The following is a 22537-nucleotide window of genomic DNA, read 5'->3' as shown; positions in this document are numbered from 1 at the left end:
GGGCTTTTTTATTGGGTTGACACTCGATGGGCGCGTCTATAGAATTGCGCCTCCTTTTAACGGGTGCATTGCGCCCGGTGGGAACAGCAGCCGGAGTCTGAAATCCAATGCAAAATCAGCAAATCCGTATCAGGTTGAAGGCTTTTGACCATCGCCTGATCGACCAATCCACCCAGGAAATCGTGGAAACCGCGAAACGTACTGGTGCTCAGGTGCGTGGTCCAATTCCACTTCCTACCCGTAAAGAGCGGTTCACCGTTCTGGTTTCCCCGCACGTCAACAAAGACGCGCGCGACCAGTACGAGATCCGTACTCATAAGCGTGTTCTGGACATCGTCCAGCCAACGGACAAAACCGTTGACGCGCTGATGAAGCTTGATCTTGCGGCAGGTGTGGAAGTGCAGATCAGCCTCGGCTAAGACTTGGGTCTTAGTCGTGTAACGCTCTGAAATGGGCGGCCATAGCGGGTGAAAGCCCCGTACACTCATGAGGTTTACAACATGACTATTGGTGTAGTCGGTCGTAAATGCGGTATGACCCGTATTTTCACCGAAGAAGGTGTCTCCATTCCGGTCACGGTCATTGAGATCGAGCCGAATCGCGTCACCCAGTTTAAAACTGAAGAAACTGATGGCTATCGTGCAGTGCAAGTCACTGTCGGCGAGCGTCGTGCTTCGCGTGTGACTGCTGCTCAAGCAGGTCACTTCGCCAAGGCGAACGTTGCTGCCGGTCGTGGCGTCTGGGAATTCCGCCTTGCAGAAGGCGAATACCAGGCTGGCGACTTGATCAATGCTGAACTCTTCGCAGCGGGCCAACTGGTAGATGTTACCGGTCAGTCCAAAGGTAAAGGCTTTGCCGGTACCATCAAGCGTTGGAACTTCCGCGGTCAAGACAACACGCACGGTAACTCCGTTTCCCACCGCGTCCCTGGCTCCATCGGCCAGTGCCAGACTCCTGGCCGTGTATTCAAGGGCAAAAAAATGTCCGGTCATATGGGCGCTGAGCGCGTGACCGTGCAGTCCCTGGAAGTTGTGCGCGTCGACGCTGAACGCAATCTGCTGCTCGTCAAGGGTGCTGTTCCTGGCGCAACCGGCGGCAACCTGGTTGTGCGTCCGGCAGCCAAGGCTCGCGGTTAAGGGGAAGCGAAAATGCAATTAAATGTAAATGACGCTCAGGCGATCGAAGTTTCCGAACTGACCTTCGGCGGCGAGTTCAACGAGACGCTGGTGCACCAGGCAGTCGTGGCCTACATGGCTGGCGGTCGTCAGGGCAGCAAGCAGCAAAAGACCCGTTCCGACGTTCGTGGTGGCGGTAAGCGCCCTTGGCGTCAGAAGGGTACCGGCCGTGCTCGTGCCGGTACTATCCGTAGCCCTATCTGGCGTGGCGGTGGTACCACTTTCGCAGCTCGTCCTCAGGATCACACCCAGAAGCTGAACAAGAAGATGTATCGCGCAGCACTGCGCTCCATCCTTGCTGAGCTGGTGCGTACCGACCGTCTGGTCGTGGTTCAGGACTTCGCTGTCGAAGCACCGAAAACCAAAGACCTGCTGGGCAAGCTGAATGGCATGGGCCTTACTGACGTTCTGATCGTATCGGACTCCGTCGACGAGAACCTGTACCTGGCTGCTCGCAACCTGCCGCACGTCGATGTACGTGACGTCCAAGGTTCCGACCCAGTTAGTCTGATCGCATACGACAAGGTGTTGATCACCGTGTCGGCCGTGAAGAAATTCGAGGAGCTGCTGGGATGAACCAGGAACGCGTATTTAAAGTTCTGCTTGGCCCGCACGTTTCCGAGAAGGCTACGGTTCTGGCAGACAAGAAAGGTCAGTTCGTTTTCAAGGTTGCTACCGACGCAACCAAGCTGGAAATCAAGAAGGCCGTCGAAAGCCTGTTCAGCGTGAAAGTAGAGCGTGTTACTACCCTGAACGTACTGGGTAAAAGCAAGCGCACTGCTCGCGGTCTGGGCAAGCGTAATGACTGGAAGAAGGCAGTTATCTCCCTTCAGCCAGGCCAAGATCTCGATTTCAGCAGCAGTGCTGAGTAAGGAAGGGGTGCATCATGGCAATCGTTAAATGCAAACCGACTTCCCCTGGCCGCCGTTTCGTGGTCAAGGTGGTCAACCAGGAGCTGCATAAAGGCGCTCCTCACGCACCGCTGCTCGAGAAAAAATCGAAGACTGGTGGTCGTAACAACAATGGCCGCATTACCACCCGTCACATCGGTGGTGGTCACAAGCAGCATTACCGCATGATCGACTTCCGTCGCAACGACAAGGATGGCATCACTGCCACCGTCGAGCGCATTGAATACGATCCTAACCGTACTGCTCACATTGCTCTGGTTCTGTACGCAGACGGCGAGCGTCGCTACATCCTCGCACCGAAAGGCGTGAGCGCTGGCGACCAGCTGATTGCAGGTGCTCTGGCACCGATCAAGCCAGGCAACTCGCTGCAGCTGCGCAACATCCCGGTCGGTAGCACCATCCACGGCATCGAATTGAAGCCTGGCAAAGGTGCTCAGATCGCTCGCTCCGCTGGTGCTTCGGCTCAGCTGATCGCTCGTGAAGGTGTCTACGTGACCCTGCGCCTGCGTTCGGGCGAAATGCGCAAAGTGCTGTCCGAGTGCCGCGCAACGCTGGGCGAAGTCTCGAACTCCGAGCACAGCCTGCGTTCGCTGGGTAAAGCCGGTGCCAAACGCTGGCGTGGCGTTCGCCCAACCGTTCGTGGTGTTGCCATGAACCCGGTTGACCACCCACATGGTGGTGGTGAAGGTCGTACCTCCGGTGGTCGTCATCCGGTATCGCCATGGGGCTTCCCGACTAAGGGCGCGAAGACTCGTGGTAATAAGCGTACCGACAAAATGATCGTCCGTCGTCGCAAGTAAATAGAGGGATACGACAGTGCCACGTTCTCTGAAAAAAGGTCCTTTTATTGATCTTCACCTACTGAAGAAGATCGAAGTGGCGGCGGAAAAGAACGATCGCAAACCAGTTAAGACCTGGTCGCGTCGTTCGATGATCCTGCCACAAATGGTCGGTCTGACCATCGCAGTACACAACGGTCGCCAACACGTCCCAGTTCTCGTGAACGAAGACATGGTCGGCCACAAACTGGGCGAGTTCGCCGGTACCCGCACATATCGTGGGCACGTGGCTGACAAGAAAGCCAAGCGTTAAGGGGTGAGGAAATGGAAGTAGCCGCTAAGTTGTCGGGCGCTCGAATCTCCGCCCAGAAAGCCCGCTTGGTCGCCGACCAGATCCGCGGGAAGAAGGTGGGCGAAGCGCTCAACCTGCTGGCTTTTAGTAGTAAAAAAGCCGCGGAAATCATGAAGAAAGTGCTGGAGTCGGCCGTAGCCAACGCCGAGCACAACGAAGGCGCAGACGTTGATGACCTGAAGGTCAGCACCGTTTTCGTCAACGAAGGGCGTTCGCTGAAGCGCATCATGCCTCGTGCCAAAGGCCGGGCTGATCGCATCGTCAAGCGGTCTTGCCATATCACTGTCAAGGTTGCTGACAAGTAACGGAGTCGATCAGATGGGTCAGAAAGTACATCCCATTGGCATTCGCCTGGGAATCGTCAAGGAGCACACCTCCGTCTGGTACGCAGACGGTCGGACTTATGCGGACTACTTGTTCGCAGATCTGAAGGTGCGTGAGTATCTCCAAGACAAACTAAAAAGCGCGTCCGTAAGCCGTATCGATATCCATCGTCCGGCCCAAACTGCACGTATCACCATCCACACCGCTCGTCCTGGTATCGTTATCGGGAAGAAAGGTGAAGATGTTGAGAAACTGCGCCAGGACCTGACCAAGCAAATGGGTGTGCCTGTGCACATCAATATCGAAGAGATCCGCAAGCCGGAGCTCGACGGTATGCTGGTTGCGCAGAGCGTAGCTCAGCAGCTGGAGCGTCGTGTGATGTTCCGTCGCGCCATGAAGCGCGCCGTACAGAACGCCATGCGCATTGGTGCCAAAGGCATCAAGATCCAAGTGAGCGGTCGTCTCGGCGGTGCTGAAATCGCACGTACTGAATGGTATCGCGAAGGTCGTGTGCCCTTGCACACCCTGCGTGCCGACATCGACTATGCCAACTACGAAGCTCACACCACTTACGGTGTGATCGGTGTGAAGGTTTGGATTTTCAAAGGCGAAGTAATTGGTGGTCGCCAAGAAGAACTGAAACCACAAGCACCTGCGCCTCGTAAAAAAGCTGCTAAGTAAGGGGTACGCCAAATGTTGCAACCTAAGCGTACGAAGTTCCGCAAGCAGATGACTGGCCACAACCGTGGTCTGGCTCAGCGCGGTAGCAAAGTCAGCTTCGGCGAGTATGCGCTGAAGTCTGTAGCTCGTGGTCGTCTCACCGCTCGTCAGATCGAGTCAGCGCGTCGTGCCCTGACCCGTCACGTTAAACGTGGCGGCAAGATCTGGATCCGTGTATTCCCGGACAAGCCTATCTCCAAAAAGCCCCTCGAAGTTCGTATGGGTAAAGGTAAGGGTAACGTGGAATATTGGGTTGCCCAGATTCAGCCAGGCAAAGTCCTGTATGAAATCGAGGGTGTTTCCGAAGAGCTGGCGCGTGAGGCTTTCGCCTTGGCGGCTGCAAAGCTGCCTCTCGCCACCTCCTTTGTTAAGCGGACGGTGATGTGATGAAAGCGAATGAACTTCGTGAAAAATCAGCACAGCAACTGAACGAGCAACTGCTCGGCTTGCTGCGCGACCAGTTCAATCTGCGCATGCAGAAAGCAACTGGCCAGTTGGGGCAGTCTCACCTGCTCTCGCAAGTGAAGCGCGACATCGCTCGCGTGAAAACTGTGCTCAACCAGCAGGCAGGTAAGTGATCATGGCTGAAGCCGAAAAAACCGTCCGTACGCTGACTGGCCGTGTGGTCAGCGACAAGATGGACAAAACCATCACCGTATTGATCGAGCGTCGCGTAAAGCACCCGATCTACGGTAAATACGTTAAGCGTTCGACTAAGCTGCACGCTCACGACGAAACCAATCAGTGCAAGATCGGCGACAAGGTCACTATTCGTGAAACCCGTCCGCTGGCCAAGACCAAGTCCTGGGCACTGGTTGACGTTCTCGAACGCGCTGTTGAAGTCTAAGGGCTAGGGGTCGGAGAAATTCTATGATTCAGACTCAATCCATGCTCGATGTGGCCGATAACAGCGGCGCTCGTCGCGTCATGTGCATCAAGGTACTGGGCGGCTCGCACCGCCGGTACGCTGGCATCGGCGACATCATCAAGGTGACCGTGAAGGAAGCAATTCCTCGTGGCAAGGTGAAGAAAGGTCAAGTGATGACTGCTGTTGTAGTCCGCACTCGTCACGGCGTTCGTCGTGCTGACGGCTCCATCATCCGCTTCGATGGCAACGCTGCTGTTCTGTTGAACAACAAGCAAGAGCCAATCGGCACCCGTATCTTTGGGCCAGTGACCCGTGAGCTTCGTTCCGAGAAGTTCATGAAGATCGTCTCGCTCGCCCCAGAAGTGCTGTAAGGAGATCCGACATGCAAAAGATTCGTCGTGACGACGAGATCATCGTGATCGCCGGCAAAGACAAAGGCAAGCGCGGTAAGGTGCTCAAGGTTCTCGCTGACGACCGTCTGGTCGTTGGTGGGGTCAACCTGGTGAAGCGTCATACCAAGCCTAACCCGATGTCGGGCGTACAAGGCGGTATCGTCGAGAAAGAAGCGCCTCTGCACGCTTCCAACGTCGCCATCTTCAATGGCGAAACCAACAAGGCTGACCGCGTTGGTTTCAAAGTAGAAGAAGGCAAAAAAATTCGTGTCTTCAAGTCGACCCAAAAAGCGGTTGATGCTTGAACACTGCTAGGTAGAAGACCATGGCACGACTGAAAGAGATTTACCGGAAGGAAATCGCTCCCAAGCTTAAGGAAGAACTCAAGCTTGCGAACGTGATGGAAGTTCCGCGCGTTACCAAGATCACCCTGAACATGGGTCTGGGCGAAGCGATCGGCGACAAGAAAGTCATCGAGCACGCTGTAGCCGACATCGAGAAGATCTGCGGCCAGAAAGCCGTTGTGACCTTCGCACGCAAATCCATCGCGGGCTTCAAAGTCCGTGAGGGTTGGCCGATCGGTGTCAAGGTGACCTTGCGTCGCGACAAGATGTACGAATTCCTGGACCGCCTGCTGGCGATCTCCCTGCCTCGGGTACGCGACTTCCGCGGCCTGAATGCCAAGTCCTTCGACGGTCGTGGCAACTACAGCATGGGCGTGAAAGAGCAGATCATTTTCCCGGAAATCGATTACGACAAGATCGATGCTCTGCGCGGTCTGGACATTACCCTGACCACCACTGCTCGTTCGGATGAAGAAGGTCGCGCCTTGCTGCGTGCCTTCAACTTCCCGTTCCGCAACTGATTGGAGTAGGAAAATGGCCAAGAAGAGCATGAAGAACCGTGAGCTGAAGCGTCAGCTGACGGTAGCTAAATACGCCAAGAAGCGTGCTGAGCTCAAAGCAATCATCGTCAATCTGAACGCAAGTGAAGAAGAGCGCTGGAATGCTTCGGTAGCCCTGCAGAAGCAGCCACGTGATGCGAGCGCTGCTCGCATGCGTAACCGCTGCCGCCTGACTGGTCGTCCGCATGGCGTGTACCGCAAGTTCGGCCTCGGCCGTAACATGCTGCGCCAGGCCGCCATGCGCGGTGACGTACCAGGTCTGGTCAAGGCCAGCTGGTAAGTCGGACAGACGAGATGCCTGCGCTCGATTGAGCAATCAACCGACCGCCGGTGTCACGGCGACTGAATCAAGCCCCTCATGGGGCTTGATTCATTTCTGCCGTACGTCTAGAATTGCCGGCTCGCCTGAGCCCGGGTTTTTGGACCGGATCAAACGCTCGGCGACGTTGTAGCCGCAAGGCTAATTATTTTTGTATCAGGAGCGTCTAGCCCATGAGTATGCAGGACCCGTTAGCGGACATGCTAACTCGAATCCGTAATGCCCAGATGGCTGAAAAGCCCGTCGTAAGCATGCCATCTTCCACGTTGAAGGTAGCTGTGGCCAAAGTTCTGAAGGACGAAGGTTACATCGCGGGTTTTCAGGTAAGCAGCGAAGCAAAACCGTCGCTTTCCATCGAGCTGAAATACTTCGAAGGCCGTCCGGTCATCGAGGAAGTCAAGCGCGTAAGTCGTCCAGGCCTGCGTCAGTACAAATCCGTTGATGACCTGCCGAAAGTTCGTGGCGGTCTCGGCGTATCCATCGTCTCCACCAATAAAGGTGTGATGACGGATCGTGCTGCGCGCGCTGCCGGTGTCGGCGGCGAAGTACTCTGCACAGTGTTCTAAGGGGGGATAAGCATGTCTCGCGTCGCTAAGAACCCCGTTAAGCTGCCAGCTGGTGTCGAAGTAAAATTCGCCGGCCAACAGCTTTCGGTGAAGGGTGCCAAGGGCACTCTGGAACTGAACGTTCACTCGTCGGTTGAAGTCGTTGAAGAGGCTGGCGAACTGCGTTTCGCTGCCAAGAACGGCGATCAGCAGACCCGTGCAATGGCCGGTACCACTCGCGCTTTGGTCAACAACATGGTCCAGGGCGTAAGCCAAGGCTTCGAGCGCAAGCTCCAGCTGGTCGGTGTTGGCTATAAAGCACAAGCAAAAGGCACAGTGCTGAACCTGTCGCTGGGCTTCTCTCATCCGGTGGATTACGAGTTGCCGCAAGGCATCACCGCTGAGACTCCTAGCCAGACCGATATCCTGATCAAGGGCATCGACAAGCAGCTGGTGGGTCAAGTGGCCGCTGAAATCCGCGATTTCCGTCCGCCAGAGCCTTACAAAGGCAAAGGTGTACGTTACGCAGACGAAGTCGTCCGCCGTAAAGAAGCCAAGAAGAAGTAGGGCATAGCAAATGACCGACAAAAAAGTTACTCGACTGCGTCGCGCTCGCAAGGCACGCCTGAAAATGCACGAACTCGAAGTCGTGCGTCTCTGCGTGTTCCGCTCTTCGCAGCACATCTATGCCCAGGTCATCTCGGCCGACGGCAGCAAGGTCTTGGCAAGTGCCTCGACTTTGGACAAAGAATTGCGTGATGGTGCCACTGGCAACATTGACGCGGCCACTAAGGTTGGCCAGCTGGTCGCTTCGCGTGCTAAGGCCGCTGGCGTCTCGCAGGTGGCTTTCGACCGCTCTGGCTTCAAGTACCACGGTCGCGTCAAAGCGCTGGCCGATGGCGCTCGTGAAGCTGGGCTGGAGTTCTAAGTTATGTCAAATAACGACCAAAAGCGCGACGAAGGCTACATCGAGAAGCTGGTTCAAGTTAACCGCGTTGCCAAGACCGTCAAAGGCGGCCGTATCTTCACTTTCACCGCGTTGACCGTGGTAGGTGATGGCAAGGGCCGTGTTGGCTTCGGCCGTGGCAAGTCTCGTGAAGTGCCTGCTGCCATCCAGAAAGCTATGGAAGCAGCTCGTCGCAACATGATTCAAGTGGACCTGAACGGGACCACCTTGCAGTACGCCATGAAGTCCGCTCACGGCGCTTCGAAGGTGTACATGCAGCCTGCTTCGGAAGGTACCGGTATCATCGCTGGCGGCGCAATGCGTGCCGTTCTCGAAGTGGCTGGTGTCCAGAACGTTCTGGCCAAGTGCTACGGCTCGACCAACCCCGTCAACGTGGTTCACGCTACGTTCAAGGGTCTGAAGGCCATGCAGTCCCCGTCGTCCATCGCCGCCAAGCGCGGTCTGAACGTTGAGGAGATCATCTGATCATGGCTACTGTAAAAGTTACGCTGATCAAAAGCATGACCGGCCGTATCCCTAACCACAAATTGTGCGTTAAGGGTCTGGGTCTGCGTCGCATCGGTCACACTGTAGAAGTCCAGGATACTCCCGAGAATCGCGGGATGATCAACAAGGCCTACTACATGCTTCGCGTAGAGGGTTAATCGATGAAACTCAATGATCTGAGTCCAGCTCCCGGTTCGCGTCGCGAAAAGCATCGCCCGGGTCGTGGTATCGGTAGTGGTTTGGGCAAGACCGGTGGCCGTGGCCACAAAGGTCAGACCTCCCGCTCCGGTGGCACCATCGCTCCAGGCTTCGAAGGCGGTCAACAGCCGCTGCACCGTCGCTTGCCGAAGTTCGGTTTCGTTTCCCTGAAAGCCATGGACCGCGCAGAAGTGCGTCTGTCCGAGCTGGCCCGAGTGGAAGGCGACATCGTCTCCGTGCAGTCCCTGAAGGATGCCAACGTGATCAACCAGAACGTACAGCGTGTGAAAATCATGCTGTCGGGCGAAGTGACTCGCGCTGTGACCATCAAGGGAATCGCCGCCACCAAAGGTGCGCGTGCGGCTATCGAAGCAGCTGGCGGCAAGTTCGAGGAATAAATGGCTAAGCAAGGTGCTCTCTCAGCGCTAGGCAAGGGCGGTATGTCTGAACTCTGGGCTCGTCTGCGTTTTCTGTTCCTGGCGATCATCGTCTACAGAATTGGCGCACACATCCCGGTTCCAGGTATCAACCCGGACCGACTCGCAGACCTGTTTCGACAGAATGAGGGGACCATTCTTAGCTTGTTCAACATGTTTTCCGGTGGCGCGCTGGAACGGATGAGCATCTTTGCACTGGGGATCATGCCGTACATTTCGGCATCGATCATCATGCAGCTGATGACCGCCGTGAGCCCGCAACTGGAGCAGTTGAAGAAGGAAGGGGAAGCTGGCCGTCGCAAGATCAGCCAGTACACCCGCTATGGCACCGTCATCCTGGCCCTGGTACAGGCGATCGGCATGTCGATCGGCTTGGCCAATCAGGGTGTGGCGTTCACTGCAAGCTTCAGCTTCTACTTCGTGGCGGTCTCCACTTTCGTGGCGGGCGCGATGTTCATGATGTGGCTGGGTGAGCAGATCACTGAGCGTGGTGTGGGTAACGGTATCTCGATGTTGATCTTCGCGGGTATCGTTGCTGGTCTTCCGAGAGCGATCGGGCAGTCTTTCGAGTCTGCGCGTCAGGGCGATATCAACATCTTCGCGCTGGTTGCGATCGGTCTGCTGGCAGTGGCGATTATCGGTTTCGTGGTGTTCATCGAGCGTGGTCAGCGGCGAATAGCCGTTCACTATGCCAAGCGTCAGCAAGGCCGCAAGGTTTTCGCTGCGCAGACGAGCCACTTGCCGCTGAAAGTGAACATGGCCGGTGTGATTCCTGCCATTTTCGCGAGCAGCATCTTGCTGTTCCCGGCTTCGCTGGGCTCCTGGTTCGGTCAGTCCGAAGGTATGGGCTGGTTGCAGGACGTCTCGCAGTCGATCGCTCCTGGTCAGCCGTTGAACATTCTGCTGTTTAGTGCAGGGATCATTTTCTTCTGCTTCTTCTATACGGCGTTGATGTTCAATCCGAAAGACGTGGCGGAAAACCTGAAGAAGTCCGGTGCCTTTATTCCGGGTATTCGTCCAGGCGAGCAGTCGGCGCGCTACATTGATGGCGTTCTGACCCGTTTGACCATGTTCGGTGCCCTGTACATGATGTGCGTCTGCTTGCTTCCACAGTTCCTGGTGGTGGCTGCAAACGTTCCGTTCTACCTTGGCGGGACCTCGTTGCTGATTGTGGTAGTGGTTGTGATGGACTTTATGTCCCAAGTACAATCGCACCTCGTTTCGCACCAGTACGAATCCCTGATGAAGAAAGCCAACCTGAAAGGCTACGGTGGCAGCGGTCTGCTGCGCTGACAGTCCCTTAAGGTTCGAGGAGTTGGCAATGAAAGTTCGTGCATCGGTGAAAAAGCTGTGCCGTAACTGCAAAATCATTCGTCGCGAAGGCGTCGTTCGAGTCATTTGCAGCGCAGAGCCGCGTCACAAACAGCGCCAAGGCTGACTGTGATGTGCTACAAGCCCGGCAGCTAGTGCGCTGCCGGGTTGATTATTTGTTATTACAGCGATATTATCTCGCGCCCTATTTCTTGGCTTCCGGGGCGTAGGTAGCTGTCAATTGGAGTCCCACTGAATGGCCCGTATTGCAGGCGTTAACATTCCAGATAACAAGCACACTGTTATCTCGCTGACCTACATCTATGGTGTTGGTCGCACTACTGCACAGAAAATCTGTGCAGACACTGGGGTCAACCCAGCCGCACGGATCAAGGATCTGAGCGACGAGCAGATTGAACAGCTGCGTGGCGAAGTGGCGAAGTTCACCACCGAAGGTGATCTGCGCCGCGAAATCAACATGAAAATCAAGCGCTTGATGGATCTGGGCTGCTATCGCGGTCTTCGTCATCGTCGTGGTCTGCCAGTACGCGGTCAGCGTACCAAGACCAACGCGCGTACCCGTAAAGGTCCGCGTAAGCCGATCCGCAAGTAATCGCACCAGCGAATCGACAGGAATCTAGTCATGGCAAAACCTGCTGCTCGTCCTCGTAAGAAAGTCAAAAAGACAGTGGTTGATGGCATCGCCCACATCCACGCGTCTTTCAACAACACCATCGTGACCATTACCGATCGTCAAGGTAACGCCCTGTCCTGGGCCACCTCCGGCGGTTCGGGTTTCCGCGGTTCACGCAAGTCCACCCCGTTCGCTGCCCAGGTGGCTGCAGAGCGTGCTGGTCAAGCTGCGCTGGAATATGGCCTGAAGAACCTCGACGTCAACGTCAAGGGTCCAGGTCCAGGTCGTGAGTCCGCTGTCCGTGCATTGAACGGCTGTGGCTATAAGATCGCCAGCATCACCGACGTGACGCCAATCCCGCATAACGGGTGCCGTCCGCCGAAGAAGCGCCGCGTGTAATTCAGGAGACGATAGATAATGGCTCGTTACATTGGTCCAAAATGCAAACTGGCTCGTCGTGAAGGCACTGACCTGTTCCTGAAAAGCGGCGTTCGCGCCCTGGAATCGAAGTGCAATATCGAAGCAGCCCCAGGTATCCACGGTCAGCGCCGTGGCCGCCAGTCCGACTACGGCACCCAGCTGCGTGAAAAGCAGAAAGTCCGTCGTATCTATGGCGTTCTCGAGCGTCAGTTCAGCGGTTACTACAAGGAAGCTGCCGGCAAGAAAGGCGCAACCGGCGAGAACCTGCTGCAACTGCTCGAATGCCGTCTGGACAACGTCGTATACCGTATGGGCTTCGGCTCGACTCGTGCCGAATCCCGTCAGTTGGTATCGCACAAGTCGGTCAGCGTAAACGGCAAGACCGTTAACGTTCCGTCCTACCAGGTTCGTGCTGGTGACGTGGTCGCGATTCGCGAGAAAGCTAAAAACCAGCTTCGCATTGTCCAAGCTCTCGATCTGTGTGCCCAACGTGGCCGCGTAGAATGGGTAGAAGTAGACACTGAGAAGAAGTCGGGCGTTTTCAAGAACGTTCCTGCTCGCAGTGATCTGTCCGCCGACATCAACGAAAGCCTGATTGTCGAGCTCTACTCCAAGTAAGGGCTAGAAAATAGGTGCATCCATGCAGATTTCGGTAAATGAGTTCCTGACGCCCCGCCATATTGATGTGCAGGTCGTCAGTCCAACCCGCGCCAAAATCACCCTCGAGCCTCTCGAGCGTGGTTTCGGCCATACCCTGGGCAACGCGCTGCGACGCATCCTGTTGTCCTCAATGCCCGGCTGCGCAGTAGTCGAGGCCGAGATTGACGGTGTACTCCATGAGTACAGCGCCATCGAAGGTGTACAGGAAGACGTCATTGAAATCCTGTTGAACCTGAAAGGCCTGGCTATCAAGCTGCACGGTCGTGACGAAGTTACGCTGACCTTGTCGAAAAAGGGTTCGGGGGTGGTTACCGCTGCCGATATTCAGCTGGATCATGATGTCGAGATCGTTAATCCCGATCACGTAATCGCTAACCTGGCGTCTAACGGCGCCCTGAACATGAAGCTCGTCGTAGCTCGTGGTCGTGGTTATGAACCGGCCGACTCGCGTCAAAGCGATGAAGACGAAAGCCGCAGCATTGGTCGCTTGCAGCTCGACTCTTCGTTCAGCCCGGTACGCCGTATCGCATACGTGGTGGAAAACGCCCGTGTCGAGCAGCGCACTAACCTGGACAAGCTGGTTATTGATCTGGAAACCAACGGTACCCTGGATCCTGAAGAGGCCATCCGTCGCGCTGCAACCATTCTGCAACAGCAGTTGGCTGCGTTCGTCGATCTCAAAGGTGACAGTGAGCCTGTGGTAATCGAGCAGGAAGACGAGATCGATCCGATCCTGCTTCGCCCGGTTGACGATCTGGAACTGACTGTACGTTCGGCTAACTGCCTTAAGGCGGAAAACATTTACTACATCGGCGACCTGATTCAGCGTACCGAAGTAGAACTGTTGAAGACTCCGAACCTGGGCAAGAAATCCTTGACTGAAATCAAGGACGTTCTGGCCTCCCGCGGTCTGTCCCTCGGCATGCGCCTCGACAACTGGCCGCCTGCAAGTCTTAAGAAGGACGACAAGGCGACTGCCTGATCGTCGTAATCACCGAACGTTGTGTTTGGTAAGGAATGAACCATGCGTCATCGTAAAAGTGGACGTCACCTGAGCCGTACCAGCTCGCACCGCAAGGCCATGTTTCAGAACATGGCGGTGTCGCTGTTCGAGCACGAGCTGATCAAGACTACCCTGCCAAAAGCCAAGGAACTGCGCCGCGTTGCCGAGCCGCTGATCACCCTGGCCAAGGTAGACAGCGTTGCAAACCGCCGTCTTGCTTTCGACCGTACTCGTTCGAAAGAAATGGTTGGTAAGCTGTTCAACGATCTGGGCAAGCGCTATGCCACCCGTCAGGGCGGTTACCTGCGTATCCTCAAGTGCGGCTTCCGTACTGGCGATAACGCACCTATGGCGTACGTCGAGCTGGTTGATCGTCCTGTTGGTGGCTCGGTTGAAGCTGCTGAATAAGACGAACAGTCTGTTCTGAAAAACCGGGCTTAGGTCCGGTTTTTTTATGCCTGCTGATTAGTCAAAATCTATCAGGCAAAGAAGATTTGCCCATTAGTCGAATGAGGATGTTTTTTGGATACTTGCTCCAAGCCGCTGAAGTCGGCGCCTACACAGCAAGCCTTACCAAGGAACATCGTCCATGAGCCAGAGCAAGATCCTCACCACCGCTAGCGGCGCGCCGGTCGCCGACAATCAGAATTCCCGTTCTGCGGGGCCGCGTGGTCCCTTGCTGCTGGACGATTTCCATCTGATCGAGAAGCTTGCGCATTTCAACCGCGAGAATATTCCCGAGCGTCGTGTTCATGCAAAGGGCTCAGGCGCATACGGCACCTTTACGGTAACCCGTGACATCTCGGAATACTCCAGTGCCAAGCTGTTCAGTACCGTAGGCAAGCAGACCGAAACCTTCCTGCGATTTTCCACAGTGGGTGGCGAGCGCGGCTCAGCCGATACCGAGCGCGATCCGCGTGGTTTCGCCCTCAAGTTCTACACCGAGGAAGGCAACTGGGACATCGTTGGCAACAACACGCCTGTGTTCTTCATTCGCGACCCGATGAAGTTTCCCGATTTCATCCACACCCAGAAGCGTTTGCCTCAAAGCAACCTCAAGAGCGCGCAGATGATGTGGGACTTCTGGTCCCATTCGCCCGAGGCGTTGCACCAGGTGACCATTCTGTTCTCGGACCGCGGCATTCCAGACGGCTATCGTCACATGCACGGCTTCGGTAGCCACACCTATAGCTTGATCAATGCCAAGGGTGAGCGTCACTGGGTCAAGTGGCACTACAAGACAGCTCAGGGCATCAAGAACCTTGCTCCAGCCGACGCGGCGCGTATCGCCGGCACCGACCCGGATTACGCACAGCGCGACCTGTTCGATGCAATCGAGCGTGGGGATTTCCCCAAGTGGCGGGTATGCATGCAGATCATGAGTGAGGATCAGGCGAACCGTCACCACGAAAACCCGTTCGACGTGACCAAGACCTGGTCGCAGAAGGAGTTTCCGTTGATCGAAGTAGGTATGTTGGAGCTGAATCGTAATCCGCTGAACTATTTTGCCGAAGTAGAGCAAGCGACGTTTGGCCCGAGCAACATGGTGCCCGGCGTAGGGCTGTCGCCCGACCGCATGCTGCAAGGCCGTGTGTTCGCCTATGCCGATGCCCACCGCTATCGCGTCGGGACCAATCATCAGCAGTTGCCGGTGAACGCACCCCGCAGCCCGGTTCACTCGTACCAACGCGACGGTTCGATGGCCTTTGGCAGCAATGGCGGTGCCGCGCCTAACTACGAGCCCAACAGCTACACCGATGCACCCAAGCAGGCGCCTCAGTATCGCGAGCCCGCCCTGGCTCTGCACGGTGACGCGGATCGCTTCGATCATCGCGTGGACGCCGATTACTACAGCCAGGCCGGCGCTCTTTTTCGTTTGATGAATGCTGAGCAGCAGACTCTGCTCATCGACAACATCGCTGGTGCGATGATGGGTGTCAGCGCAGATGTGGTGGAGCGTCAGTTGCAGCACTTCTACCGTGCGGACGAAGCCTACGGTAATGGGATCGCCAAGGCATTGGGCATCCAACTGGGCTGAACCTAAGTGATAAGAAGAACCGCCCTCATCTGGGCGGTTTTTCGCTTTATTTCGTCACATTTTCTCTGCTTTTTAGCGTATTTCTGCACCGCGGGCCGTGACGTATCCGCGACCTTGGTTCAAACTATGCCTTTCTGCTAGGAGATATACGGCGATGCAAGGCCACCCGGACGTAATCGATTACCTCAATACTTTGCTTACAGGCGAGCTGGCTGCCCGTGATCAGTATTTCATCCACTCGCGGATGTACGAGGACTGGGGCTTCGCCAAGCTCTTCGAGCGCATCAATCATGAGATGGAAGAAGAAGCAGGTCATGCCGACGCCTTGATGCGTCGCATCCTGATGCTCGAAGGCACGCCGCGCATGCGTCCGGACGACCTTGAAGTCGGTACGGATGTCCCGAGCATGATCGCTGCCGATCTGCGTCTGGAATACAAGGTGCGTGCGGCCTTGTGCAAGGGTATCGAGTTGTGCGAACGACACAGCGACTTCGTGACTCGCGACATACTGCGGGTGCAGTTGGCGGATACCGAGGAAGATCATACGTACTGGCTGGAGAAGCAGCAGGGTTTGATCAAGTCCATTGGCTTGGAGAATTACCTGCAGTCGCAGTTCTGATCTCATCGTAGCAGTGGTTCAAGGCCAGGCAGGATACGCGGTGATTCTGCAGGGTTATGGTGCTGGCCGCCGACGCGGCTTGCGCCGCTGCTACAGGGGCGCGGGTGATTCACGGTTGCTGCGGTGAATGTTGACGCGGCTTGCGCCGCTGCTACAGGGATGGCGTTTTGTCTGAAACTAAAAAGCCCCGCTTGTGCGGGGCTTTTTGGTTTCAGGCTTTGTCGCGTTCGAGCAACGGTTTGAGGTAGTGACCGGTGTAGGACTGCTTCATGTCCGCAACCTGCTCCGGGGTGCCGACGGCGATGATCTGGCCGCCTTTGGAGCCGCCCTCCGGGCCCAGGTCGACCAGCCAGTCTGCAGTCTTGATGACATCGAGGTTGTGCTCGATCACCACCACGGTGTTGCCATGGTCCCGCAGGCGATGCAGCACGTCGAGCAGCTGCTGGATATCGGCGAAGTGCAGGCCAGTGGTGGGTTCGTCGAGGATGTAGAGCGTCTTGCCGGTGTCGCGCTTGGACAGCTCGCGGGACAGTTTGACCCGCTGTGCTTCACCGCCGGACAAGGTGGTCGCCGACTGCCCCAGCTTGATGTAGGACAGGCCGACATCCATGAGCGTCTGCAGCTTGCGCGCCAGTGCCGGTACCGCATCGAAGAACTCGCGCGCCTCCTCGATGGTCATCTCGAGGGTCTCGTGGATGTTCTTGCCCTTGTACTTGATCTCCAGGGTTTCGCGGTTGTAGCGCTTGCTCTTGCAGACATCGCAGGGCACATAGATGTCGGGCAGGAAGTGCATCTCAACCTTGATCAAGCCGTCACCCTGGCAGGCCTCGCAGCGACCGCCCTTGACGTTGAACGAGAACCGGCCCGGGCCATAACCGCGTGAGCGCGATTCCGGCACCCCAGCGAACAGTTCGCGGATTGGGGTGAACAATCCGGTGTAGGTGGCAGGGTTCGAGCGCGGCGTGCGTCCGATCGGGCTCTGGTCGATGTCGACCACTTTGTCCAGGTGCTGCAAGCCATTGATGCTGTCATGCGCCGAGGCTTCCAGCGTGGTTGCACCATTGAGAGCGGTGGCGCTGAGGGGGAACAGGGTGTTGTTGATCAGGGTCGACTTGCCCGAGCCGGAAACGCCGGTGACGCAAGTCAGCAAGCCGATCGGGATCTCCAGATCGACATTGCGCAGATTGTTGCCGCGGGCGCCCTTGAGCGTCAGGGCCAGCTTTTTGTTGCGCGGCGTACGCTTGGCTGGCACGGCGATCTTCACGCGGCCGGACAGGTACTTGCCGGTCAGCGAGTCGGGATGGTCCATGACCTCCTGCGCGGTGCCCTGGGCGACGATATGGCCGCCATGCACGCCGGCGCCGGGGCCGATGTCCACAACGTAGTCGGCGAGGCGGATGGCGTCTTCGTCATGCTCGACGACGATGACGGTATTGCCGATGTCGCGCAGGTGCTTGAGGGTGCCCAACAGGCGATCATTGTCCCGCTGGTGCAAGCCGATGGAGGGCTCGTCGAGGATGTACATCACGCCGACCAGGCCCGCACCGATCTGGCTGGCCAGACGGATGCGCTGGGCTTCGCCGCCGGACAGCGTGTCGGCACTGCGGTCCAGGGTCAGGTAGTCCAGGCCGACGTTGACCAGAAACTGCAGGCGCTCGCGGATTTCCTTGAGGATCTTGTCGGCAATTTCGCCCTTGCGTCCGGTCAGGGCGAGCGTGCCGAAGTACTCGGTGGCGTCGCCGATCGGCAGGCCGGTGACGGCGGGCAGGGTTTTCTCGCCTACCCATACATGCCGAGCCTCGCGGCGCAGACGCGTGCCGCGGCAGTCCGGGCAGGGCTGGGTGCTGAGGAACTTGGCGAGTTCTTCACGGACGCTGGCCGATTCGGTTTCGCGGTAGCGGCGTTCGAGGTTGGGCACGATGCCTTCGAACGGGTGCGAACGTTTGACGATATCGCCCCGGTCATTCAGGTAGCGGAAATCGACGTTGTGAGTGCCGCTGCCGGTGAGGATGACTTTCTGCTGGTCGGCCGGCAGCTCGTTGAACGGCACGTCGAGGCTGAACTGATAATGGCTGGCGAGCGAGCCGAGCATCTGGAAATAGTAGACGTTACGCCTGTCCCAGCCGCGGATCGCGCCCTCGGCCAGGGTCAGTTCGCCATTCACCAAGCGCTTGTTGTCGAAAAACTGTTTCACGCCCAGGCCATCGCAGGTCGGGCAGGCGCCGGCCGGGTTGTTGAAGGAGAACAGCTTGGGTTCCAGTTCGCTGATCGCGTGGCCGCAGATCGGGCAGGCAAAGCGTGCGGAGAAGATGATCTCTTCGAACGGCTCGTCGTCCATCGACGCCACCAGGGCGATGCCATCGGCCAGCTTCAACGCCGTCTCGAACGATTCGGCCAGACGCTGTTGCAGGTCGGCACGGACCTTGAAGCGGTCCACCACCACTTCGATGGTGTGCTTCTTCTGCTTGTCGAGCTTGGGCAGCTCGTCCATTTCGTAGAGCTTGCCGTTGATGCGCGCACGGACGAAACCCTGGGCGCGCAGCTCTTCGAAAATGGCCAGGTGCTCGCCTTTGCGTTCGCGGATGACCGGGGCCAGCAGCATGAGGCGGGCGCCTTCGGGCTGCGCCAGAACGAGGTCGACCATCTGGCTGACGGTCTGGGCCTCCAGCGGGATGTCGTGATCCGGGCAGCGCGGCGTGCCCACGCGGGCGTACAGCAGGCGCAGGTAGTCGTAGATCTCGGTAATGGTGCCGACGGTGGAGCGCGGATTGTGCGATGTCGACTTCTGCTCGATGGAAATGGCCGGCGACAGACCTTCGATGGTGTCGACGTCGGGCTTTTCCATCATCGACAGGAATTGCCGGGCATAGGCCGACAGCGATTCGACGTAGCGGCGTTGGCCTTCGGCGTAGAGGGTGTCGAAAGCCAGGGAGGATTTGCCTGAACCCGACAGCCCGGTGATCACGATCAGTTTGTCACGGGGTAGGGTCAGGTCGATGTTTTTCAAATTGTGGGTTCGAGCCCCACGTACCAGAATCTTGTCCAAGGCGGCCTCGCGCGGCGGGCGTAAACAGGTGAGTATACGGGGCTTGTCAATGGCACGGCACGGTGAGTGCGCGCAAAGATGAAGAAGGCGCGTCATAGCGTCGCCGTCTGTGCCGTTACTGGGTGGGACTGGTAGAATCGTCACCGGTTCACACGAGGTTTATCCATGCACGATCCCCACAGCGAACGCATGAGCAGCGGTGAAACCCGCGCAGCCAGCGGGTTGGCCCTGGTGTTCGCTTTCCGCATGCTGGGCATGTTCATGGTCCTGCCAGTGCTGGCGACCTATGGCATGGACCTGGCGGGCGCCACCCCGGCCCTGATCGGTCTGGCGATCGGCGCCTATGGCCTGACCCAGGCATTCCTGCAGATCCCTTTCGGGGTCATCTCCGACCGGATCGGCCGTCGTCCGGTGATCTACGGCGGCCTGGTGATCTTCGCGATCGGCAGCGTGGTCGCGGCCCAGTCCGATTCCATCTGGGGTGTGATCGCTGGACGCGTTCTGCAGGGCGCCGGGGCGATATCGGCAGCGGTCATGGCCCTGCTATCGGACCTGACCCGCGAACAGAACCGCACCAAGGCGATGGCCATGATCGGCATGAGCATTGGCGTGTCGTTCGCGGTGGCGATGGTGGTCGGGCCACTGCTGACTCGCGCCTTCGGCCTGCATGGCCTGTTCCTGGCGACCGGCGGGCTGGCGTTGGTTGGCATCGCGCTGGTGGCCTTCGTGGTGCCCAAGGCGACGGCACATACCCTTCATCGTGAGTCGGGCGTGACCCGCAGCGAGATGCTGGCCACCCTCAAGCACCCCGATCTGCTGCGCCTGGATCTCGGCATTTTCGTGCTTCACTCGATCCTGATGGCAAGCTTCGTCGCCTTGCCCCTGGCATTGGTGGATCGCGCCGGGTTGCCCAAGGAACAGCATTGGTGGGTGTACCTGACCGCCCTGGTGGTATCTTTTTTCGCAATGATTCCGTTCATCATCTACGGCGAAAAGAAGCGCAAGATGAAGCGTGTTCTGCTGGGCGCGGTGGCGACCTTGATGCTGGTGGAGGTGTTCTTCTGGGCGTTCGGCGACAGCCTGAAGGCGCTGGTCATTGGCACGGTGGTGTTCTTCACGGCGTTCAACCTGCTGGAGGCGTCGCTGCCTTCGTTGATCAGCAAGGTTTCGCCAGCCGGCGGCAAGGGCACGGCCATGGGGGTGTATTCCACCAGCCAGTTCCTGGGGTCGGCCATGGGTGGCATCCTTGGCGGTTGGTTGTTTCAGCAGGGTGGCCTGGGTGTGGTCTTCATCGGATGCGCGGCGCTGTGCGCCCTGTGGCTGGCCATAGCTGTTACTATGCGCGAGCCACCCTACGTGACCAGTCTGCGCTTGCCGCTTTCGCCCCAAGCGATGCGCGAGACGGGATTGGCCGAGCGGTTGAAAGCCGTGCCCGGTGTAACAGATGCGGTGGTGGTGGCAGAAGAGGCCGCCATCTATATCAAATTGGACAAAGAAATTTTGGATCGCACCGCCCTCGAGCGCCTGGTCAACCCAGCGCCGACAGCGTGCGAAGCCTAGGAGAACGTTATGGCCCGTGGGGTTAACAAAGTCATTCTGGTGGGTACTTGCGGTCAGGATCCTGAGGTCCGTTTCCTGCCCAACGGCAATGCGGTCACCAACCTGAGCCTGGCCACCAGCGAGCAGTGGACCGACAAGCAGAGCGGCCAGAAGGTCGAGCGTACCGAGTGGCACCGTGTGTCGATGTTTGGCAAGGTTGCGGAGATCGCCGGTGAGTACCTGCGCAAGGGCTCGCAGGTGTACATCGAAGGCAAGCTGCAGACCCGCGAGTGGGAAAAGGACGGTATCAAGCGTTACACCACCGAGATCATCGTCGACATGCAGGGCACCATGCAGCTGTTGGGCGGCCGTCCGCAGAACAACGACCAGCAGGGCGGCGGTGGCAACAACTACCAGCAGTCGGCACCGGCTCCGCGTCAGCAGGCGCCGCGTCCGCAGCAGTCGGCGCCGCAGCAGCGTTCGGCTCCGCCTGCGCAGCAGCAGCCAGCTCCGGACTTTGACAGCTTTGATGATGATATTCCGTTCTAGGGGCCACTTCAGAGCTTAGTATTAAATTTTTCCAGTAACCCCCGGGTTTTGCGGCCCTGGGGTTTTTTTATGTCTAAAAATTTATAGAAGTGGCCGTGTTTTATTTTTTAATTTCTCGGTTAGCCTTGAGAAAGGAAGTTGGGCGTGGGCCGAATGCCTTTGCAAACCACCACATAGCAAATGCACCAATCAAAAAAGCTAACACGGCCAAGAACAAAATCACGTTCTGGATGCCCAAAGGGGAAGCTAATAATGCCACTAGTAAGCCTGCTAGAGGCTGAGATACGTTGTTTAGCAGCGTGATCACGCCTACCGTCTTGCCGAAGTCCTGAGGTGGTATTACTTTCTGCCGGATAGTGCGCATGTAAACGTTGAACATTTTGTCGAAACCGACGATTAACAGGAACCCTAGTACATAGCCGAGGAGATTTGGACTCAGGGCGCTGATAAATGCCCCAGTTGCTATCATTAGATATCCGACCCCACCAAGGAACCTCAGAGGCAACACAATCCGAGCGAGAAGAAACAGGATCACGATTGTTGTCACAGCTCCGGCTGCTTGCAATGCTGCATAATCATCCTTTCCGGCGCTGTGATGGCCGATGACCATGGCGGCAGAGGTAGCCAAAGTGACACCAACAATCAGGTTGACTCCTACCGCTAGAGTGATGATCTTTTTCAGTTCCACAAGGTTATGGATATGCCCCAAAGCGATCTTCAAGGGCTGCATCCAGATGTCTTGATGCTGCTCGAACACGTCCAGCGTAATTTGGCTAAAACGTTGCCACGCCAGCATGCTAAGGTCGGCCAACAGGAACAATCCAGCTATCCAAACCACCACCCAATGCCAAGGCCACACCTCAAGCATCAATGCTGCTGCCAGCGGTCCGAGCACCAATCCTGTCTGGTCGGCAATCTGGGAGTAAGATAAGGTCTTGGTGTAGCTGTAGTGCTGGAAGATATGCGGCATAAGCACTTCACGAGCCATGATGCCTTGCGTAGTCAGCACCCCGCACAGCGCCGACAGGGCCACAACCCAGCCGATGCCACCGAAGATTCCGTAGAGCGCCATCGCCACCACACAGAGCAATGCCCGATAGACCTGACTCATGTGCAAGATCTTGATAGGCGTGTACTTATCGCACAAGGCGCCGCACACCGGGAACGCAAGAAATCGCGGCAGCGATTCGACAAAAAACGCCAGCCCTGCCAAAGAAGCGCTATTGGTGCTCTGGAACACCACCAGAGGTACAATAAACAACAGAATTTGGTCCGCCAACCTCGATAGAAAAAGCGAGACAAAAAACGCGAGGTAGTCCTTGCGCATAGGTAGCTCCTTTG

The 22537-nt window shown here is 57.2% G+C and carries 34 protein-coding genes; 32 read left to right on the top strand and 2 right to left on the bottom strand.

Translation table 11 applies throughout. The features are described from left to right. The first annotated feature begins 107 nt into the window (after nt 1–107). The 30 genes from rpsJ (at nt 108) to bfr (ending at nt 16062) form a co-directional block, all read left to right on the top strand. On the top strand, nt 108–419 hold the full coding sequence (gene rpsJ / locus IFU31_RS08840) for a 30S ribosomal protein S10 (RefSeq protein ID WP_003186070.1): 312 nt from the start codon (nt 108–110) through the stop codon (nt 417–419). Nucleotides 420–500: 81 nt separating this feature from the next. Continuing rightward, the gene (gene rplC / locus IFU31_RS08835; RefSeq protein WP_043192521.1) at nt 501–1136 is read left to right on the top strand and encodes a 50S ribosomal protein L3; all 636 of its coding nucleotides are present in this window, start codon (nt 501–503) and stop codon (nt 1134–1136) included. A gap of 12 nt (nt 1137–1148) precedes the next feature. Next, nucleotides 1149–1751 (top strand): 50S ribosomal protein L4, encoded by a 603-nt coding sequence (gene rplD, locus IFU31_RS08830; protein WP_043192522.1) that lies wholly within the window; start codon nt 1149–1151, stop codon nt 1749–1751. Next, nucleotides 1748–2047: a 50S ribosomal protein L23 gene (gene rplW / locus IFU31_RS08825; RefSeq protein ID WP_002555488.1), complete on the top strand. Its 300-nt coding sequence runs from the start codon at nt 1748–1750 to the stop codon at nt 2045–2047. The genes rplD and rplW overlap by 4 nt, the downstream gene beginning before the upstream one ends. A 14-nt stretch (nt 2048–2061) precedes the next feature. After that, nucleotides 2062–2886 carry a 50S ribosomal protein L2 gene (rplB, locus tag IFU31_RS08820; RefSeq protein ID WP_122475653.1) on the top strand — a complete coding sequence of 275 codons (825 nt, stop codon included), beginning with the start codon at nt 2062–2064 and terminating at the stop codon, nt 2884–2886. 16 nt (nt 2887–2902) lie between these two features. Further along, entirely contained in the window at nt 2903–3178 is a 276-nt protein-coding gene (gene rpsS, locus IFU31_RS08815; RefSeq protein ID WP_002555486.1) for a 30S ribosomal protein S19, read from the top strand. 11 nt (nt 3179–3189) lie between these two features. Next, on the top strand, nt 3190–3522 hold the full coding sequence (rplV, locus tag IFU31_RS08810; RefSeq protein ID WP_003103908.1) for a 50S ribosomal protein L22: 333 nt from the start codon (nt 3190–3192) through the stop codon (nt 3520–3522). A gap of 13 nt (nt 3523–3535) precedes the next feature. Further along, nucleotides 3536–4222 carry a 30S ribosomal protein S3 gene (gene rpsC / locus IFU31_RS08805; protein WP_003176422.1) on the top strand — a complete coding sequence of 229 codons (687 nt, stop codon included), beginning with the start codon at nt 3536–3538 and terminating at the stop codon, nt 4220–4222. Between the two features lie 12 nt (nt 4223–4234). Further along, nucleotides 4235–4648, top strand: coding sequence for a 50S ribosomal protein L16 (gene rplP, locus IFU31_RS08800; protein WP_122475651.1), 414 nt, complete (start codon nt 4235–4237; stop codon nt 4646–4648). Beyond that, nucleotides 4648–4839 (top strand): 50S ribosomal protein L29, encoded by a 192-nt coding sequence (gene rpmC, locus IFU31_RS08795; protein WP_002555481.1) that lies wholly within the window; start codon nt 4648–4650, stop codon nt 4837–4839. The genes rplP and rpmC overlap by 1 nt, the downstream gene beginning before the upstream one ends. 2 nt (nt 4840–4841) lie before the next feature. Next, the gene (gene rpsQ / locus IFU31_RS08790) at nt 4842–5108 is read left to right on the top strand and encodes a 30S ribosomal protein S17 (protein WP_043192528.1); all 267 of its coding nucleotides are present in this window, start codon (nt 4842–4844) and stop codon (nt 5106–5108) included. Between the two features lie 23 nt (nt 5109–5131). Then, nucleotides 5132–5500, top strand: coding sequence for a 50S ribosomal protein L14 (gene rplN / locus IFU31_RS08785; protein ID WP_003243907.1), 369 nt, complete (start codon nt 5132–5134; stop codon nt 5498–5500). A gap of 11 nt (nt 5501–5511) precedes the next feature. Beyond that, a complete protein-coding gene (gene rplX, locus IFU31_RS08780; RefSeq protein WP_049860773.1) occupies nt 5512–5826 on the top strand; it encodes a 50S ribosomal protein L24 in 315 nt (104 codons plus the stop codon). 20 nt (nt 5827–5846) lie between these two features. Then, nucleotides 5847–6386, top strand: coding sequence for a 50S ribosomal protein L5 (rplE, locus tag IFU31_RS08775; RefSeq protein ID WP_122475649.1), 540 nt, complete (start codon nt 5847–5849; stop codon nt 6384–6386). 13 nt (nt 6387–6399) lie between these two features. Further along, entirely contained in the window at nt 6400–6705 is a 306-nt protein-coding gene (rpsN, locus tag IFU31_RS08770; protein WP_122475647.1) for a 30S ribosomal protein S14, read from the top strand. A gap of 212 nt (nt 6706–6917) precedes the next feature. After that, nucleotides 6918–7310: a 30S ribosomal protein S8 gene (gene rpsH, locus IFU31_RS08765; protein ID WP_122475645.1), complete on the top strand. Its 393-nt coding sequence runs from the start codon at nt 6918–6920 to the stop codon at nt 7308–7310. A 12-nt stretch (nt 7311–7322) separates the two neighbouring features. Further along, nucleotides 7323–7856, top strand: a complete 534-nt coding sequence (rplF, locus tag IFU31_RS08760; RefSeq protein WP_122475643.1) for a 50S ribosomal protein L6 — start codon at nt 7323–7325, stop codon at nt 7854–7856. A gap of 10 nt (nt 7857–7866) precedes the next feature. Continuing rightward, the gene (rplR, locus tag IFU31_RS08755; RefSeq protein ID WP_043192536.1) at nt 7867–8217 is read left to right on the top strand and encodes a 50S ribosomal protein L18; all 351 of its coding nucleotides are present in this window, start codon (nt 7867–7869) and stop codon (nt 8215–8217) included. Nucleotides 8218–8220: 3 nt separating this feature from the next. Then, nucleotides 8221–8721 carry a 30S ribosomal protein S5 gene (gene rpsE, locus IFU31_RS08750; protein ID WP_043192537.1) on the top strand — a complete coding sequence of 167 codons (501 nt, stop codon included), beginning with the start codon at nt 8221–8223 and terminating at the stop codon, nt 8719–8721. Between the two features lie 2 nt (nt 8722–8723). Further along, the gene (gene rpmD / locus IFU31_RS08745) at nt 8724–8900 is read left to right on the top strand and encodes a 50S ribosomal protein L30 (protein WP_003176408.1); all 177 of its coding nucleotides are present in this window, start codon (nt 8724–8726) and stop codon (nt 8898–8900) included. Nucleotides 8901–8903: 3 nt separating this feature from the next. Beyond that, the gene (gene rplO, locus IFU31_RS08740; RefSeq protein WP_122475641.1) at nt 8904–9338 is read left to right on the top strand and encodes a 50S ribosomal protein L15; all 435 of its coding nucleotides are present in this window, start codon (nt 8904–8906) and stop codon (nt 9336–9338) included. Then, nucleotides 9339–10670: a preprotein translocase subunit SecY gene (gene secY, locus IFU31_RS08735; protein WP_043192540.1), complete on the top strand. Its 1332-nt coding sequence runs from the start codon at nt 9339–9341 to the stop codon at nt 10668–10670. 28 nt (nt 10671–10698) lie between these two features. Then, entirely contained in the window at nt 10699–10815 is a 117-nt protein-coding gene (rpmJ, locus tag IFU31_RS08730; protein ID WP_002555468.1) for a 50S ribosomal protein L36, read from the top strand. 129 nt (nt 10816–10944) lie between these two features. Further along, nucleotides 10945–11301, top strand: coding sequence for a 30S ribosomal protein S13 (gene rpsM, locus IFU31_RS08725; RefSeq protein ID WP_043192541.1), 357 nt, complete (start codon nt 10945–10947; stop codon nt 11299–11301). 30 nt (nt 11302–11331) lie between these two features. Then, the gene (gene rpsK, locus IFU31_RS08720; RefSeq protein WP_002555466.1) at nt 11332–11721 is read left to right on the top strand and encodes a 30S ribosomal protein S11; all 390 of its coding nucleotides are present in this window, start codon (nt 11332–11334) and stop codon (nt 11719–11721) included. 18 nt (nt 11722–11739) lie between these two features. Further along, the gene (gene rpsD, locus IFU31_RS08715; protein WP_043192542.1) at nt 11740–12360 is read left to right on the top strand and encodes a 30S ribosomal protein S4; all 621 of its coding nucleotides are present in this window, start codon (nt 11740–11742) and stop codon (nt 12358–12360) included. A gap of 22 nt (nt 12361–12382) precedes the next feature. Then, entirely contained in the window at nt 12383–13384 is a 1002-nt protein-coding gene (locus IFU31_RS08710) for a DNA-directed RNA polymerase subunit alpha (RefSeq protein WP_007924176.1), read from the top strand. 42 nt (nt 13385–13426) lie between these two features. After that, complete coding sequence (gene rplQ / locus IFU31_RS08705) at nt 13427–13813, top strand: 50S ribosomal protein L17 (protein WP_122475639.1); 387 nt, start codon at nt 13427–13429, stop codon at nt 13811–13813. 181 nt (nt 13814–13994) lie between these two features. Next, nucleotides 13995–15443: a catalase gene (locus IFU31_RS08700; protein ID WP_192102730.1), complete on the top strand. Its 1449-nt coding sequence runs from the start codon at nt 13995–13997 to the stop codon at nt 15441–15443. A 154-nt stretch (nt 15444–15597) separates the two neighbouring features. Further along, nucleotides 15598–16062: a bacterioferritin gene (gene bfr / locus IFU31_RS08695; RefSeq protein ID WP_122475635.1), complete on the top strand. Its 465-nt coding sequence runs from the start codon at nt 15598–15600 to the stop codon at nt 16060–16062. 211 nt (nt 16063–16273) lie between these two features. On the opposite strand, the gene uvrA is transcribed toward bfr, so the two are convergent. After that, nucleotides 16274–19108, bottom strand: coding sequence for an excinuclease ABC subunit UvrA (gene uvrA, locus IFU31_RS08690; protein WP_122475633.1), 2835 nt, complete (start codon nt 19106–19108; stop codon nt 16274–16276). A gap of 165 nt (nt 19109–19273) precedes the next feature. Here uvrA and IFU31_RS08685 point away from each other — a divergent pair, with 165 nt between their 5' ends. Together IFU31_RS08685 and IFU31_RS08680 are read left to right on the top strand one after the other, a co-directional pair. After that, nucleotides 19274–20668: an MFS transporter gene (locus IFU31_RS08685; protein ID WP_192102729.1), complete on the top strand. Its 1395-nt coding sequence runs from the start codon at nt 19274–19276 to the stop codon at nt 20666–20668. A 9-nt stretch (nt 20669–20677) separates the two neighbouring features. After that, nucleotides 20678–21196: a single-stranded DNA-binding protein gene (locus IFU31_RS08680; protein ID WP_192102728.1), complete on the top strand. Its 519-nt coding sequence runs from the start codon at nt 20678–20680 to the stop codon at nt 21194–21196. 100 nt (nt 21197–21296) lie between these two features. On the opposite strand, the gene IFU31_RS08675 is transcribed toward IFU31_RS08680, so the two are convergent. Beyond that, nucleotides 21297–22523: an MFS transporter gene (locus IFU31_RS08675; RefSeq protein ID WP_192102727.1), complete on the bottom strand. Its 1227-nt coding sequence runs from the start codon at nt 22521–22523 to the stop codon at nt 21297–21299. Nucleotides 22524–22537 lie beyond the last annotated feature (14 nt).

The sequence above is a fragment of the Pseudomonas sp. CFBP 13602 genome, assembly GCF_014842725.1.
Classification (GTDB): Bacteria; Pseudomonadota; Gammaproteobacteria; order Pseudomonadales; family Pseudomonadaceae; genus Aquipseudomonas; species Aquipseudomonas baltica.
This window is presented reverse-complemented; position numbering and strand designations above follow the sequence as displayed.